14 protein-coding genes are annotated in these 14,395 nt (G+C 65.0%); 10 read left to right on the top strand and 4 right to left on the bottom strand.

The annotated features are described in order from the left end of the window. Positions 1–9: 9 nt before the first annotated feature. A complete protein-coding gene (locus K3888_RS14570; protein ID WP_230931001.1) occupies positions 10–1,023 on the bottom strand; it encodes an OB-fold nucleic acid binding domain-containing protein in 1,014 nt (337 codons plus the stop codon). Between the two features lie 90 nt (positions 1,024–1,113). Between K3888_RS14570 and K3888_RS14565 the strand changes: the two genes are divergently transcribed. Then, positions 1,114–2,148 (top strand): LLM class F420-dependent oxidoreductase, encoded by a 1,035-nt coding sequence (locus K3888_RS14565; protein ID WP_230931000.1) that lies wholly within the window; start codon positions 1,114–1,116, stop codon positions 2,146–2,148. Positions 2,149–2,269: 121 nt separating this feature from the next. Here K3888_RS14565 and K3888_RS14560 read toward each other — a convergent pair whose 3' ends face one another. Further along, positions 2,270–3,844: an amidohydrolase family protein gene (locus K3888_RS14560; RefSeq protein WP_230930999.1), complete on the bottom strand. Its 1,575-nt coding sequence runs from the start codon at positions 3,842–3,844 to the stop codon at positions 2,270–2,272. A gap of 387 nt (positions 3,845–4,231) precedes the next feature. Between K3888_RS14560 and K3888_RS14555 the strand changes: the two genes are divergently transcribed. Continuing rightward, positions 4,232–5,872, top strand: a complete 1,641-nt coding sequence (locus K3888_RS14555) for an acyl-CoA synthetase (protein WP_230930998.1) — start codon at positions 4,232–4,234, stop codon at positions 5,870–5,872. 84 nt (positions 5,873–5,956) lie between these two features. Here K3888_RS14555 and K3888_RS14550 read toward each other — a convergent pair whose 3' ends face one another. Together K3888_RS14550 and K3888_RS14545 are read right to left on the bottom strand one after the other, a co-directional pair. Beyond that, positions 5,957–6,700: a hypothetical protein gene (locus K3888_RS14550; RefSeq protein WP_230930997.1), complete on the bottom strand. Its 744-nt coding sequence runs from the start codon at positions 6,698–6,700 to the stop codon at positions 5,957–5,959. 258 nt (positions 6,701–6,958) lie between these two features. Further along, positions 6,959–7,171: a hypothetical protein gene (locus K3888_RS14545; RefSeq protein WP_230930996.1), complete on the bottom strand. Its 213-nt coding sequence runs from the start codon at positions 7,169–7,171 to the stop codon at positions 6,959–6,961. A gap of 52 nt (positions 7,172–7,223) precedes the next feature. Between K3888_RS14545 and K3888_RS14540 the strand changes: the two genes are divergently transcribed. The 8 genes from K3888_RS14540 to K3888_RS17915 all read left to right on the top strand — a co-directional run bounded on the left by K3888_RS14540 (position 7,224) and on the right by K3888_RS17915 (position 13,954). Beyond that, positions 7,224–7,898, top strand: a complete 675-nt coding sequence (locus K3888_RS14540; RefSeq protein WP_230930995.1) for a hypothetical protein — start codon at positions 7,224–7,226, stop codon at positions 7,896–7,898. Between the two features lie 117 nt (positions 7,899–8,015). Continuing rightward, positions 8,016–8,600, top strand: a complete 585-nt coding sequence (locus K3888_RS14535) for an alternate-type signal peptide domain-containing protein (protein WP_230930994.1) — start codon at positions 8,016–8,018, stop codon at positions 8,598–8,600. A 9-nt stretch (positions 8,601–8,609) separates the two neighbouring features. Continuing rightward, positions 8,610–9,158 carry a hypothetical protein gene (locus K3888_RS14530; protein ID WP_230930993.1) on the top strand — a complete coding sequence of 183 codons (549 nt, stop codon included), beginning with the start codon at positions 8,610–8,612 and terminating at the stop codon, positions 9,156–9,158. Continuing rightward, positions 9,155–9,841, top strand: coding sequence for a signal peptidase I (locus K3888_RS14525; RefSeq protein WP_230930992.1), 687 nt, complete (start codon positions 9,155–9,157; stop codon positions 9,839–9,841). The genes K3888_RS14530 and K3888_RS14525 overlap by 4 nt, the downstream gene beginning before the upstream one ends. Next, positions 9,825–10,466, top strand: a complete 642-nt coding sequence (locus K3888_RS14520; protein WP_230930991.1) for a M73 family metallopeptidase — start codon at positions 9,825–9,827, stop codon at positions 10,464–10,466. The genes K3888_RS14525 and K3888_RS14520 overlap by 17 nt, the downstream gene beginning before the upstream one ends. Positions 10,467–10,471: 5 nt before the next feature. Beyond that, a complete protein-coding gene (locus tag K3888_RS14515; RefSeq protein ID WP_230931053.1) occupies positions 10,472–11,068 on the top strand; it encodes a S24/S26 family peptidase in 597 nt (198 codons plus the stop codon). Then, a complete protein-coding gene (locus K3888_RS14510; RefSeq protein WP_230930990.1) occupies positions 11,061–12,155 on the top strand; it encodes a hypothetical protein in 1,095 nt (364 codons plus the stop codon). The genes K3888_RS14515 and K3888_RS14510 overlap by 8 nt, the downstream gene beginning before the upstream one ends. Positions 12,156–12,628: 473 nt before the next feature. Beyond that, positions 12,629–13,954 (top strand): Ig-like domain-containing protein, encoded by a 1,326-nt coding sequence (locus K3888_RS17915; RefSeq protein ID WP_230930989.1) that lies wholly within the window; start codon positions 12,629–12,631, stop codon positions 13,952–13,954. The last annotated feature ends 441 nt before the right edge of the window (positions 13,955–14,395 follow it).

Raw genomic sequence — 14,395 nt, 5'->3', positions numbered from 1 at the left:
AGGTGTCCTCTACAGGTGTGTGGCGGCGGTGGCCGGATCGGTGTCGGGCTCACCGCTGGGCTCGAAGTGCGTGATGGCCTTCATGGACGCGGGCCGCTCGGACTCCGGCGTCCACACGGCGCGCACGCGCATCCCGATCCGCACCTCGGAGGCCTCGCAGCCCAGGACGAGGTGCTGGACGGGCACGTCGGAGCCGTCGAGCAGGATGTATGCCGTGACGTATGGCGGCTTGATCTCCTGGCCTGCGAACGGCACGTTGACGATGCCGAACGTGGTGACGGTGCCGACGTCGGCGACCTCCACGTACTCGCCCATGGCCACGCCGTCGGACGGGCAGTAGTCGCGCGGCGGGACGTAGACCTCGGGGCCGTTGGAGCGGCGGCGCCCCAGCATCCGGCCCTGCACGATCGCGCGCAGGAACTCGCTCTCCGCGGGCGCGGCCGTGTGGGTCACCGAGAGGTCGATAGGGGTGACGACCCCTGTGACGGGTTCCGCGGCAGTGGACGGGGCGTCGGTGGCGGCGGTGTCGTCGTCGTACCCCTCGGGGACCACGCACGCGATGTCGTGGACGTCGCCACGTCGCTCGGCCGACCACCGCACGCGCACGCGCATCCCGGTGCTGACGGACTCCGGGCCGTCGGCGGCCAGGGCCAGGAGCATGGCGGTGTCCGCGCCGTCGAACCGCACGAGCGCCCACGCGAACGGGATGTCGAGCGGGTTGACGTCGGTGGGGGTGGGAACCCAGGTCCAGGCGACGACGACACCGCCGACCCCGTCACCCGAGCCGACCTCCACGGTCTCGGTGAGCGGCGCGCGCGTATGCGGGTCGAACTCGACCGGCGGGACGTGCACGGTGCCCCGGGAGTCGCGGTTGCCCACGATCCGGCGGTCGCGGAGGCCGGTGAAGAACGCTCCCAGCACGGGCCCGGTCGACCTGGTGTAGTCGAAGGACGGCGTGAGCGAGGCGGACAGCACGGGCTGATCCGGCGGGGTGATATCAACAACGATTTCTCTGGACGTCACAAGCGCAAGTAGAACACGTTCCACCGAAATTCGGGAGGCTTTCCGTGGTGGGCGTCACGCGAATCCGGCGGCGTGGGTCACACTGTGTCCATGAAATTCGCCTTGCAGCTCGGATACTGGGGCGCGCAGCCGCCCACCAATCACGCCGACCTCGTGGTGGCGGCGGACAAGGCGGGGTTCGACACCGTCTTCACCGCCGAGGCCTGGGGTTCCGACGCGTTCACCCCGCTGGCCTGGTACGGCTCGCTCACCGAGAACATCCGGTTGTCGACCGCCGTCGTGCAGCTCTCCGCCCGGACGCCCACCGCGACCGCGATGAGCACCATGACGATCGACCACCTGTCCGGCGGGCGCTTCTGCCTGGGGCTGGGCGTCTCGGGGCCGCAGGTGGTGGAGGGCTGGTACGGGCAGGCGTTCGCCAAGCCGCTCGCCCGGACCCGCGAGTACATCGACATCATCCGCAAAGTGCTGCGGCGCGAGGCCCCGGTCACCTCCGAGGGGCCCGCTTACGCGCTGCCGTACCAGGGCGCGGACGCCTCCGGCTTCGGTAAGCCGCTCAAGTCGATCCTGCACCCGCTGCGCGAGGACGTGCCCATCTGGCTGGGCGCCGAGGGGCCCAAGAACGTGGCCCTGGCCGCCGAGATCGCCGATGGCTGGCTGGGCTTCCTCGCCTCGCCGCGTACGGCGTCCGAGTTCAACTCCTGGCTCGACGAGGGCTTCGCCCGCCCCGGCGCGAGGCGCACCCGCGAGGACTTCGAGGTGGCGTTCCTGTGTCAGCTACACATCACCGATGACCGCCGCGGCGTGATCGACGCCTACAAGCCGTTCACCGCGCTGTACGCCGGCGGCATGGGGGCCGAGGAGAAGAACTTCCACGCCGAGGCGTTCCGGCGGATGGGCTTCGCCGAGGACGTGGACCGCATCACCGAGCTGTTCCGCGCCGGCCGCAAGGATGACGCCGCGGCCGCCGTGCCGGACGAGATGGTGGAGGCCACGGCGATCATCGGCGACGAGGCGCAGGTGCGCGAGCAGATCGCGGAGTGGGAGGCCGCCGGCATTACGATGCTCGTGGTGACCGCGCGGACGGTCGAGGAGATCGAGCGGATCGCGCGGCTGATTGACTGAGGCTCCCGTCTCGGCTGTGCCCCAGGTGCCTCCCCAGGGCTGTGGCCGCCTATCCGTTGCCGGTGGCCGCGGCGGTGTGAGGTGCGGGACAATGTCCCGCACCTCACACCGCCGAAATCCCTCACCGTGGTGTTTCGCGCCCGGATTCCCACGTGGCGGTCCATGCTTCGGCGCCTCCCATGAGTTGGCGGCGTAGTTCTTCTCGATCTGGACCTGCGGTGTGCAACAGATCGGCGATCCAGTCCGCGTAGAGGCCGTACTGTGCTACCCCGTCGCGGTTGATGTCGTAGATGCGTTCTCCGAAGACCCACCGGTCCATCTCCGCACCGTTCGGGGCGGTGAACGGGTATCGCAGCGGGTCCCATTCGGCGTCAGGGCGCGGATCGGGCAGCGGGGCCAGGCCATTGACGTCCGAGCCGTAACCGAACCCTTGCCACGGGCGCGTGGCACCAGCTGTGACTTCTCTCCACTCGGGAAGGAAGCCCAGGCCCGCGTATCCGGAGACGAATCCCCCTGCTTCGTGGATCCTGCGGATGATGGCCTCATTTGACCAGGAGTGGTCCGTCACCAGCCCGGCGTATCCGGCTTCCTCGGCGATGTCCAGGGTGCGGACTGCCGCCTTGTGACTCATGTGGTCGATATTGATTACCATTCCCCGATCCATCGTGGCGTGAACGGCGTATTCGCCCAGCGGGGTGAGACCGCGGACGTTGCACAGTGGGCCAGCCGGGTAGACCGGTATAACAGCGCCGTCCGGAGCTCCTGCAGATCCGGTCGAGACCGCGTCGGCGATGCCGCTGTGGGCGAGCGGCTGGTCATTGTCGGATTCCTCGGGAGAACAGGGTTCGGTCTTCCAGAACTGCTGGGTGCCGATCTTGTTTCCAATGTTGACCGCGGCCCCGGCCAGCCCGGGGTCCATGCGCGTGCCCCCGAGCGCGTTGTCAAACTTGTGCACCAGGAACACAGTGGATACGCCCCAGGAAGCGAATTCGTCGAGACCGTGATCGATGTCCGTCTCCGAGCACATCGGCAAATCATTGATCACCCTGCAGCCGAATGGCTCTGAGGCCTCGACGCCCAGGGTTACTGCAAGTTTTCCCTCGGCCGTGATTCGACGCACGTCATCCGGCGACCTTGCGATGCGGAACCAACCCTGCCCTGGGCCGCCGGTCTCCGAGTCAATGTGCGCCTCCATCTGATCGAGGAAGTCCACTTGGCGGCGCAACTGGTCCATCTCGTCGCACGAATAGGGCGAGCCGAGCAGAAGCTCACACAGGGTGCGATTGGCCACCAGATGGTTGTTGAGTACCCGCAGGCCCGCCCGCCACGCGCGTTCTATACCGGTGTAGTAGGCCTGCTCGTGCAGTTGAGAGTCGGGGGTCGGCCAGTTCTCGAACGTGGGATACCCCTGATCGCCGGCCGGGAACTGAGTTCCGCCGAGGATCGATTCGAGGATGGCCATGTGCCCGGTGCCGGATGCCTGGGGGCAGTCGGCAAGTGCGACGGAGGGGCCGCCCGAGGCGAAGGGGCGGCCGCAACGGAGTGCGCCGCCGAATGCTACCGACGCCGCGATGTGGGCATGACCGTCCACCATCCCGTCGATCGTTGCCGCTGGTTCCGGCGCCGCCGCTCTGCTGGCAGCTTCGCCGGGTTGCGCCAGCGCCGCGACCAGCCCCAGCATCACGAGAATCGTCATGGCATGGTGCGATCGTTTCTTCAGGGTCGCAGAGCGGGGAATAGCGATGGGGGTGCGCAAGACACACCTGCTTCCCGAGACTCGAGCATGAACGGCTTTGTCCGATCTCGCGATGTCTCGTTGAATTGAGTTGGATGTGGAACGTGAAAGCCCGTGTTGCGCTTGGCGGGATTTTGCCGTCTGGTTGTCGACCGAAAGGCAGGCCGACGTCGGTGGGGAAGCAGACCGCTGGAGCACCACGCGTGGTCGCACCTCGCGCGACCTCGAAATATAAGTTAAATAAGATGCTCTCGGCCGTCAATGCCTTGCCCCGCTGGCGTTGGCGTGAGGGATGGCCTCCTAGAGAAAGGTCGCCGCAGAGATAGAACACGTTCTATCGTGGGGCGCATGAGTGCACCCACGCCTACCGTCCCCGCCGACGCCGGAATCCTGGACCCGCGGACCGGCGAGCACGTGACCAGCGTCTACCGTATCGCCGAGGCCGAGCCCGACCGGGTCGCGGTCATCGAGGGCGGCTCCGCTGACGAGCCCGGCCGCCAGGTGACCTTCGGCCAGCTCGCAGGCGCCGCCCACGGCTTCGCCCGCGGCCTGCAGGACCTGGGGCTGAAGACCGGTGACTGCATCGTGCTGCTGGCGCCCAACTCGATCGAGTTCCTCGAGGTCTACTACGCCGCGTTGGAGATCGGCCTCTACGTGGCGCCGGCAAACTGGCATCTCACCGGCCCCGAGGTCGCGTACATCATCGACAACTCCGGTTCGACGGTGTTCATCGCGGACCAGCGGTTCTCCGACGTCGCAGGAGTCGCCGCGGCCGAGGCGGGACTCGACATGGCCCGCTGCTACGCGATCGGCGACGTCCCCGGATTCCGTCCGCTCGCCGAGCTGACCGCCCCGGCCGCGGGTGACGGTGGGGCGGGGGAGGCCTCGTCGTCGCTCCCGACAGATCGCACCCTCGGCGCCCCGATGCTCTACACCTCGGGCACAACCGGCCGTCCCAAGGGCGTGCGCCGGCCGCTGACCGGTGCGAGCCCCGACCAGGTGACGGTCCCCAACTACTATTTCTTTGCCGGCTTCGACATCCACGCGCCGGACAACGTCCACATCTGCGGCTCGCCGCTGTACCACACTGCCGTGCTGAATTTCGTCACAATCTCGCTCAACCTGGGCCAGGCCGTGGTGCTCATGGACAAGTGGACGCCCGAGGAGATGCTGCGACTCATCGACGCGCACGGTGTCACGCAGTCGCACATGGTGCCCACCCAGTTCTCGCGACTGCTCGAGCTGCCGGAGGACGTGCGCGCGAAGTACGACGTGTCGAGCCTGCGCACGATTGTCCACGGCGCCGCCCCGTGCCCCAAGCACGTCAAGCAGGCGATGCTCGACTGGTGGGGCCCGGTGCTCACCGAGTACTACGCCGGCACCGAGGGCGGCGGCTGCACCATCACCGGCGAGGAGTGGCTGCGCAAGCCCGGCAGTGTGGGGAAGCCGTGGAAGACCACGACCTTGAAGATCCTCGACGACGACGGCAACGAGCTGGGCACCGACGAGATCGGGAACGTCTACCTGCAGATGCACGGTTCCAAGTTCGAGTACCACCAGGATGCCGAGAAGACCGCCAGGACGTATGTCGGCGAGCTGTTCACCATGGGGGACATCGGCTACGTCGACGCCGACGGCTACCTGTTCCTGTGCGACCGCAAGAACGACATGATCATCTCCGGCGGCGTGAACATCTACCCGGCCGAGATCGAGTCGGAGATGACGCGTCATGAGGCGGTGCGCGACGCGGCCGTGTTCGGGATCCCGCACAAGGACTGGGGCGAGGAGGTCAAGGCCGTGATCGAGCTGGCCGAGGGCTTTGACGAGTCCGATGAGCTCAAGGCGCAGATCCTCGACGACCTGGCCGGGCGGCTGGCCAAGTTCAAGATGCCGCGCACCATCGACGTGGTGGACGAACTGCCTCGGCAGGCCAACGGCAAGCTGGTCAAGCGGACGCTGAAGGATCCGTACTGGGCGGACGCGAAGTAGAGCGTACGTTTCGAGCCCCTGACGCTCTCCACGAGGAGGGGGTCAGGGGCTCGAGGCGTTCTGTGCCGGCTGTCCTCTAGCTGGTCAGCTGAGGCCGATGAGCTGACCGATGTCGATCCCGTTGATGATGTCGGAGCTGAAGGTGGCCGGGTCGCTCGAGATGCCGCCCGCGGTGGTGGATCCGGAGGTCACGGAGCCGAGGCCCATGCCGTCGAGGCTGCCGGTGACGGCCTCTGCGGCGTTGGGCTCGCGGATGGTGACGCAGGTGTTGATGGGGTTGACCGTCCAGCCGCCGTTGACGAGCACGATGTCCGTGCCTGCGCCGGTGTTGAGAACGTCGCCAGGGGTCGCGTTCTTGGGCACCTTGTAGGTGGTCTCGAGGGTGGAATACGCGCCACCGGCGGTGGTCCAACCCGAACTCGCACGGGTGACCGAGTTGTTGTTGGCATTATGCCGTACGTCGTCGGTGACGTTGGCCCAGGACTGTCCGCCGAGGATCTTCCAGACGCTCTCCCGGGCGCGGACTAGCTCAAAGCCTGCAGGGTGGTAGTCCACGATCTCGCGCACAAGCGCGCCGGCGCCACTGACGGTGGTCCGGAAGGTCACTTCGCCGCCGGGGGCCGCAGTGCCATCGCCCACGACTTCCTTTTCGATGTAGTAACTGGTGCCGAGTGAGCCGGCCCAGCTGCGCTCCACCTTCTGACTGGTCGCGCACTTGGACGTGTCGGCGGCTTGTGCGCTCGCGGTGGCGGTCCCGACGGTCAGGCCGGACAGGGCCATTATTGCGGCGGCGCCCAGGGCGACCGTCTTCCTGCGGTTCTCGGACATTCATCGATCCTCTCGACGTGGCGAAAATGGCGGCGCAATGGTGGTTGCGACGGTGTGGGCGGAGCCGGTCGCGGGTGCGTGGGCGCTGGACGCGGGGCTGGTCCTCGCTTCTCCAGGCCATGATTTCCGTTGGTACAGCCCCAGATCTCCCGCTGTGCTGTACGTCACAGCTGGCGGGGATAAATGTGACCTTACCCCATGACGGTTCGCGGGCGGGGTCCGTAGGTGGGGCTCGTGACGGTGTCCGATGTCGGTGAATCACCACATAAGTTGGTACTCACCATGGTCGAGGCGGAAACTCGGTAAATCCACAGGTTTTCCCTGAATGGTAAAGCTGTCAATGGCCGCCTCGCTGTGTTCAAGCTGCGAATATTGGGGAATCGCGCCTTTGGCGCTGCAGATCTGCTCGCGTGAAGAAAAAATGATGTAGGCCTGGACGGGCGAATAAGTGTGAGTTAGGTTACTCGTCATGCCCGCCCTGTTGTCACCGCGCACACTCTGCTCACGGAGTCGTCGAGGACCCTTGGTTGCCGCCTCAGCCGCGGTGGTGTCGTTCCTCGCGGCGGGCTGCATGGCCACCGCCGCCCCCAGCGAAGCGGTTCCAGTCGACAGGGAGCGTCAGCAGTACTCCGCTGACGGAACCGCATGGGGCGGCGTCGGGTCCATTCCCTGGGACACCACTACGATCCCGGTCCCGGGCGGCCCACCGAACTCGACGTCATTCCATCTCCGGGTGAGAGGCGACACGGCGGTCAACGGCGAGGTGTACCTCGGCAAGTGGTCGATCGATCGCGGCAGTGCGTGGTTCCGAGTCGACGTCAACGGTGTCCAGGGAAAGCCGCGGGTTCTGCCCGGTGCGCAGGCTCCCGGGCCGGGCGTTCTGATGAGTGAGTTCTCGTTGCCCGCTGGTGAGTCGGTGCTCCTGACTCTCAACGTGGGCGTGCCCTCCAGCGAGGTGGAGCAATCGGCTCGGATCACGCCGGACTGGGGGATCACCCTGCAGGAGCGTCCGGCTTCCGGGGGCGGTTCCGGCTCCGCCGGTTCGTCGGGCTCGTCCGGGATTGGCGGTTCTCTCGGCTCCGGCTCGATCGGCTCCCCTGGCGGGAACGGGTCGTCGGGGGCCTCGGGCTCGAGTGGCTCGTCGGGTTCGAGCGGAGGTTTCGGATCGCTCGGCAGCCCCTCCTTGGGCTTCGGATAGAGGCCCACAACCAGCCCTGGACGCACCGGGGCTCCTGAACTCGGTCGTCAGCATCCGCTGTTGACCGATGGCGGACCTGAGTCCGTCATATACGAGCGATGAGATGGCCCGTGGCCAGTGACATCGCACCGCTGGTCCGGGCGGATTTATCGCACGGTACCGATCACCTTGAGGGGAAACATGAAGAAGAACACCAAGGGCGCAATCGCCCTCGGCGCGGCCGCCCTGCTGCTCGCCGGCGGTGCCGGAACATACGCGGCGTGGAGCGATGATGCGTCGCTCGGCGGTGGAGATGTGCAGACCGGACACCTCCGCATCACCGAGGTCGCCGGTGAGTCTGGCTGGACCTGGAGCACCCCCGGGGTGAGTGGCGACTTCACGCCCGCGACCGACACCATCGCTCCGGGCGATTCGATCCGCTTCGAGGGTACGTACAAGCTTGAGATCAAGGGAACCAACCTCACGGCAGAGTTGGTCGCCACGGACGCAACCACTGGCGCTCTTCCGGTGGGGCTGACATGGACACCTGACGCCACCAGCGAGCTCGCAGACCTGGATCAGTCTGACGATGGCACAGAAGTCACAGTCGGCGGCACCCTCGCCTTCGATGAGGAAGCCATCGCGTCAATGGACGAGGAGATCGCAATCGGCGACATCACGGTCACACTCCAGCAGACCGCCCCGGCCCAGGTCACCCCGTAAGGATTCTTTGTGAAGTCCCATGTCACATGGGCGCTCGTAGGGGCGTCGGTGGTACTGCTCGGGTTCACCTCGTTGCAGTTCACCGACGCTGCCTGGAGTAGCTCTCAAAGCACAGATGGCGCGACGGTCAGCACCGGTCATCTGCGGATCACCGGTAGTGGTCAGTTGGCGCTCGATGTGTCGGGACTGACCAAGGAGGAGATGGCCGCGGGAGGCCAGGCGCAGATCCCGTTGACAGTGGTGAATGACAGCACGATTCCCGTCAGCTACCGGCTCGCTGGGGTGACCGCGGCGGCTGGATCTACCCCGCCGGAGCTCGACCTGCGTGTTGCCCAGGTGTCTCAGGAGGGTGACTGTCCCACGTCGGGGCCCTTCGGCACTTCTGGAACGGAGTTATACAGCGGCGAAATTACCGATGCAAGCACCGCTGATATTGACCTTGACGTCAGTGGAGACGGGGCCACGGACGTGTTGTGCCTGACCACAACCGCGGGCACGGTTTTGACCCCGGGGCTCAGCGGAAGCTACGTCTTCACATTCCGGGCGGATCAGCAATGACCGTCACGACCGAGGACTCCACCGCGCGCGCCGATCGAGACGAGTCAACGTCGCTGATGTGGTGGGTGCGCACGACCGGCGGCTGGCTGTTGTTCATAGCGTGCGGATTCATCCTTCTGGCTCTAGTTGTGGTTCCGCGAGCAACAGGCGCACAGGCGTACACGGTGCTCACGGGATCGATGGAGCCGCGTATCGCGCCGGGCGCACTCGTCGTCGTCAGACCTACGGCTCCCGAGAACCTAGCCGCCGGGGACGTGATCACCTTCCAGCCCTACTCCGGTGATCCGTCAGTGGTGACCCACCGGATCACGGACATCTACTACGACATGTCTGGCCAGCGACGGATCTACACCCGGGGTGATGCCAACAATGTGGCGGATGACTGGGCGCTGGTACCGGAGCAGATTCGCGGGAAGCTGTGGTACTCGGTGCCTCAGCTGGGGCGCGTCAACGTCTTGCTCACGGGTAAGACTCGGGCGGTAGCGATCACCATCGTGGCCGGCAGCCTGATCGTGTACGCCGCATGGGTGTTCGGCAGCGGAGTCCGGGACCGGTCACGGGAGAAGCAGTCCGCGCTGATCGTTGATCGCGCACGATCCGATGAGGATGCACAGGTGAGTCATGGCGCGGTGGTTGGTAATGATGAACAGCAAGAAGGAGCCGGACATGACGACTCCGCATAGGGCACTGTCACGCACATTCCGTTGGCGCGAGTCGGGCTGGACCAGGGTGCGGGCAACGCTCGCACTGGGGATGGTCTTCGGTCTCGGCGCGGTGGGAACACTCGCTCAGTGGTCGCAGACGGTGACGGCGCAGACTGGCCTGTTCAGCACCGCCGAGGACACTCTCGACCTGACCATCAACGGTGAGGATTCGGAAGTCTCGTTCGGGTTGAGACCGAACCTCGGCCGGGGCCAGAGTTTTGCCGCGATGGTCAATCTCGAGAACAACGGCACGGTCGACTTGGTTTATTCGGTGGATCTGGTCACGTCCGAGTTGACGACCCAGTTCGGTACGGGTAGCCAGGCTCGCGGCAACGCGACCAGCCTACGACAGGCCATGACGGTAAGCCTCTACGAGGGTGGCGGCACCGACGGGCAGACCTGCACGGGCACGCTGGTATTGGCGCAGGCCGCACCGGCCACCACTGTCACAACACTGCTCACCGGTGCGCAGCTGCCGGGGGAGACCACGGACGTCTACTGCATCCAGTCGCTCGTTCACGCTGATGCTCCCATCGAGAGCCGGATGGCTCAGGTCGGGGTCACGTTCGGTTTCAACGCGAGCATCGCGCAGGGAGCGGGGTGATCGACATGATGCAGGCCGAGAGCGGTCAGAGTCAGGAGTCATCGCGGTCCCGGGCGCGCGAGTGGGCGCTGAACATCGGTGCGATTGTGGGGTCGATCTGCATTGTCGCTGCCGCATTGTCGATGTTCCTGGGGATCAAGCCGTTGGTGTTCCAGTCCGGGTCTATGTCGCCCTCGATTACAACGGGGGCGTTGGCGTTGGCGCGGACGGTGCCCGCGCAGCAGTTGGAGGTGGGTGACGTGGTGAGCATGACCAACCCGAGTGGGGTGCGTGTCACCCACCGCGTGACGGCACTGGATCCATTTGAAGACGGCGAGGTGAGCATAACGATGCGCGGTGACGCCAATGCTGCCGACGACCCCATGCCGTACTCAATTGGTGAGGCCGATCGCGTCTTTTTCCACATCAACGGTCTCGGCTATGCGGTGGCGTGGCTGTCCAGTCCGGTCGCGATCTTCCTCGGCGGGATGCTGGCCGGGGGACTGGGCGTAATCGCGTTCGGTCGGACTCGGGAAGCGACGCCAGTTCAAGCTGATTCCGGCGACGATTTCGCAACAATTGGCGCGGTTCCGCGCGAGATAGAGGAGGCCTGTCATGAGTAAGTTTCAGCAGCTCCGCGCCAAGGCGATCGCTTTTCGTGGCGCGATCGCGATCTGCGGCGCGGTGGTAGTGGCCGTCAGCATGTTTCAGGCCGCCGACACACTTGCCGCGCCAAATGATGTACGCCAAGCCAAGGTCGGGATCGCGACGCAGAACTATTTCCCAACTCCGCTAACGTCGAGTGTTCGGTGCGAAACTAATGCGCCTTGGTATGATTCGGTAGCCGGCCGGCGCGCGGATATAGTTTGGAATTCGGTACCTAATGTCACCGGCTATATCCTCGAATTAGTTGCTTGGCGCAGCGGGGATCCTGACGGAGTGGTACGGCAAAGTTATCCAGTTCCGAGCACGACCACGCGCGTTAACGGTATTAGGGATTCCGGGCGCGAGGTATTGTACGCGCGAGTGCGTACAGTCAACGGAATTGCAGTATCGTCCGGTTATGCCACTCCAACTCAACGGATTTCATTCAAGGATTACGCGACTGGACGAACCGAGTGTGAGCAAACAGGCCATCCAACTCTTCTAAATCAGCCCTGGGAGAACCAATATGACTGGAATCCCGATGGCATCCCATTCGCAGTTAGGTCTGACGAGCTGACCTCTTTGGAGGAGGCGGCGCTGGATGCCGTGCCTAACGGGTCGGAGGCAGCGACGTCGTCACCGAGCTCGACGCCGATCAGCACGCTTCGGTCCAGTCCGGTTTCGAGCGAATCCACTACGTCACCGACCGGCAACGGCACGAAGTTGGCTACTGAGAAAACGACTGGGCCCGCGAGCTCAGCGCCCGCCAAGTCAAATTCTCCGGCTGTGACGCTCTCGTCGACAGCCCCCACTTCAACCTCGGCCGGTGCAAAGGCGCCGGTTCGAGCGCAGGTCGGAGATAGTCCGATCGCCGTGGGCGCTTCCCAAGTGTGGCTCGAAGCTGTCGATGGCCGGACCCAGCTGATCGTGACCCGAAAAGGTAGCGAAGTGTGCACTGCCGAAGTTGATGGTGCGAGTTGGATTGAAAGTTCCGATGGCGGACTTGCCGTCACCGTTTCCGGTCGTACTGTGCCGGTGAACCTGGAGACTTGTGAGCTGACCTGAGGCACCACGCCTGTCATGTCACCTCGGCAGTCGCCGGGCGCGGCACGACCTGCTTTAGACCTTAGAGCGTCGTACAGCTGTCCGATAGGCGACGAAGCTAACGAATGCCCATGTCAGTCCGCGGTTCCGAGCTCGGTCGCGCGCAAAGGGCAGCTGTTCGGTAAGGCTTTTCTTTTAGTGATGGATCGTTTATTGTTGCACGCGTCACACCGAGCGAAGGTCATGGCGGACAGTCGTCAAGTCGCGCGGAGTGCATTAGAGAACGAGGGGAACAGATGAGGCAAAGATCAATCCGCCGGGCAGTCGCCGCGGCAAGCGCAACGGCAATGGCGGGGGCTGCGCTCGTCGTCGGTGGGGCAGGCGTGGCATCCGCTGCCGAGGCCAGTGCGAGCCAAACGTTCTCAGGAGCATTTGTTTCAAGCTTCCGTATCGACCGCACGGTAAGTGAGGCATCACCGACGTATGGCGATGTTGTGACCGTGCGGACCAATGTGCAGCGCACCAGCGCGGCTGACCTGCTCTACGGAGTGCGAAGCGATGTGCCACCGTGCTTCGAACGCGTCGTCGGAACAACCAATGGACAGGCCAGCGGCGGCGCCCACATCTCCGAGCCACACGGCCAGTTCTCGTTCTCCGGAAACCGTGTGGGATGGACAGGCCCCGGTGTTGGGCCGTGGTTTTGGATGGAGACGGACTACACCGTCCTCTGTAATGCCGGAAACGTCCCTACAGGCGGCGCGGAGTTCGCCTCCGTGGCCGGAAGTTACCGCGGCTCCATGTCCCTCGGGCCCACGGTCAACGTCAAACGCCTGGGCACCTCTGTGTTCCTGACACAGCCCGCCCACCCTCAAGTCGGCCAGCAGGTGACCTTCAGCGTCGTCACCACCAACGTGCCCAACGGTGACCAGGTCGCGTTCTCCATCGACGGTGCGCCCGCTGGTGTGGGAACGGTGAACAACAACCATGCCACGCTCACTTACACCCCGAGCAGTCCCGGAACCAAGGAAGTCCGCGCGAGCTTCGTTCAGACCGGCACGCACGGCGGATCCGCGTCCGCGGTGAGGACAATGTCCGTCTCGCAGGCCAATGTGAATTCCACCGTGTCGGTCGACGCCACGGCCGGCGCGAAGGTTGGCCAGGTCACGCAGTTGACCGCGACGGTTTCACCGGCAGAAGCCGGCGGCACAATCGTCTTCAGTGATCAAGGTGCCGAGATCGGCTCCGCGCCCGTGGGCGCCGACGGTGCCGCGAGCATCGACTGGATCCCGCAGACAGCAGGCGAGCGCACCATCGACGCCGACTTCTCCGGACGAACCGGGGTTAACCCCTCCAATGGAGCGACAAGCGTCAACGTGGCAGCCGCCGATCCGAATGACGTTGCCACAAACACCACGCTCGCGCAGATCCCTCACGGCCAGGTCGGCGAGCAGATCACGCTGTCGGCGACCGTAGACGCCGGGGTGGCCGGCGGGTCCGTCTCCTTCTACGACGGGTCGACCCTGATCGGGACGGCTCCTGTCGATGGAAACGGTCAGGCCACGGTGAACTGGACCCCCAGCACCGAAGGCGACCGTACCGTCCGCGCGGTGTTCTCCGGGCATGGTGTCTACCTGTCCTCGCAGGCCACCACGCAGACGTTCATCGCACCCGCGATCGTGGAGCCGGAGCCGGAGCCGGAGCCGGGGCCAGACCCGGATCCGGACGGCCCGAACTCGGGCAGCCTCGGCTCGCTTACCGGTTCGAGTGATGCCGGCAACGCAAGTGGTTCGCTCGGCTCGCTGAGCAATTTTGGTAGCTGACGACGAAGCCCACCCGATCCTCATGCCGTGACACGGCATGCAGAGTATCGGGTGGCCGCCCAGAAACATTAGAACGGCGGGGCGGAATTCGCCCCGCCGTTCTGCTTTATGTGGCCCACCCGGCCACACATTCGATGACGCCCGGGGGAAGGGGCACACATGAAGAACAGGTTGCGAAAGCCAGTAGTGTTTTTCGGGTCGCTGGTGATGGCTGCTGCGCTTGTGGTCAGTGGCAACGCGGTCGCCAATGCCGCGTCGGATTGGGAAGATTACGGGCAGCTCAAAAATTGGCGGCTGACCCGGACAATCACTCCGGCGTTGCTAGAGGTAGGTGACATTGTGACTGTTGACGCCGAATTCCGTCGCAGCGGCACTCATGCCAATCTGTATGCGTACAAAGACTTGCACCCAGAGTGTCTGACATATGTCGCTGGCTCGGCG

The organism is Dietzia aurantiaca, from assembly GCF_021033825.1.
GTDB classification, from domain to species: Bacteria; Actinomycetota; Actinomycetes; order Mycobacteriales; family Mycobacteriaceae; genus Dietzia; species Dietzia aurantiaca.
The sequence above is the reverse complement of the archived record's forward strand: the minus strand, read 5'-3'. Positions and strand labels throughout refer to the sequence as shown.

What these genes read in the sequence shown, in the direction of transcription:
- K3888_RS14515 (WP_230931053.1), top strand. Translation starts at nt 10,472, where the DNA reads ATGATGCAGGCCGAGAGCGGTCAGAGTCAGGAGTCATCGCGGTCCCGG.
- K3888_RS14550 (WP_230930997.1), bottom strand. Translation starts at nt 6,700, where the DNA reads ATGTCCGAGAACCGCAGGAAGACGGTCGCCCTGGGCGCCGCCGCAATA.
- K3888_RS14545 (WP_230930996.1), bottom strand. Translation starts at nt 7,171, where the DNA reads ATGACGAGTAACCTAACTCACACTTATTCGCCCGTCCAGGCCTACATC.
- K3888_RS14510 (WP_230930990.1), top strand. Translation starts at nt 11,061, where the DNA reads ATGAGTAAGTTTCAGCAGCTCCGCGCCAAGGCGATCGCTTTTCGTGGC.
- K3888_RS14565 (WP_230931000.1), top strand. Translation starts at nt 1,114, where the DNA reads ATGAAATTCGCCTTGCAGCTCGGATACTGGGGCGCGCAGCCGCCCACC.
- K3888_RS14520 (WP_230930991.1), top strand. Translation starts at nt 9,825, where the DNA reads ATGACGACTCCGCATAGGGCACTGTCACGCACATTCCGTTGGCGCGAG.
- K3888_RS14555 (WP_230930998.1), top strand. Translation starts at nt 4,232, where the DNA reads ATGAGTGCACCCACGCCTACCGTCCCCGCCGACGCCGGAATCCTGGAC.
- K3888_RS14525 (WP_230930992.1), top strand. Translation starts at nt 9,155, where the DNA reads ATGACCGTCACGACCGAGGACTCCACCGCGCGCGCCGATCGAGACGAG.
- K3888_RS14560 (WP_230930999.1), bottom strand. Translation starts at nt 3,844, where the DNA reads ATGACGATTCTCGTGATGCTGGGGCTGGTCGCGGCGCTGGCGCAACCC.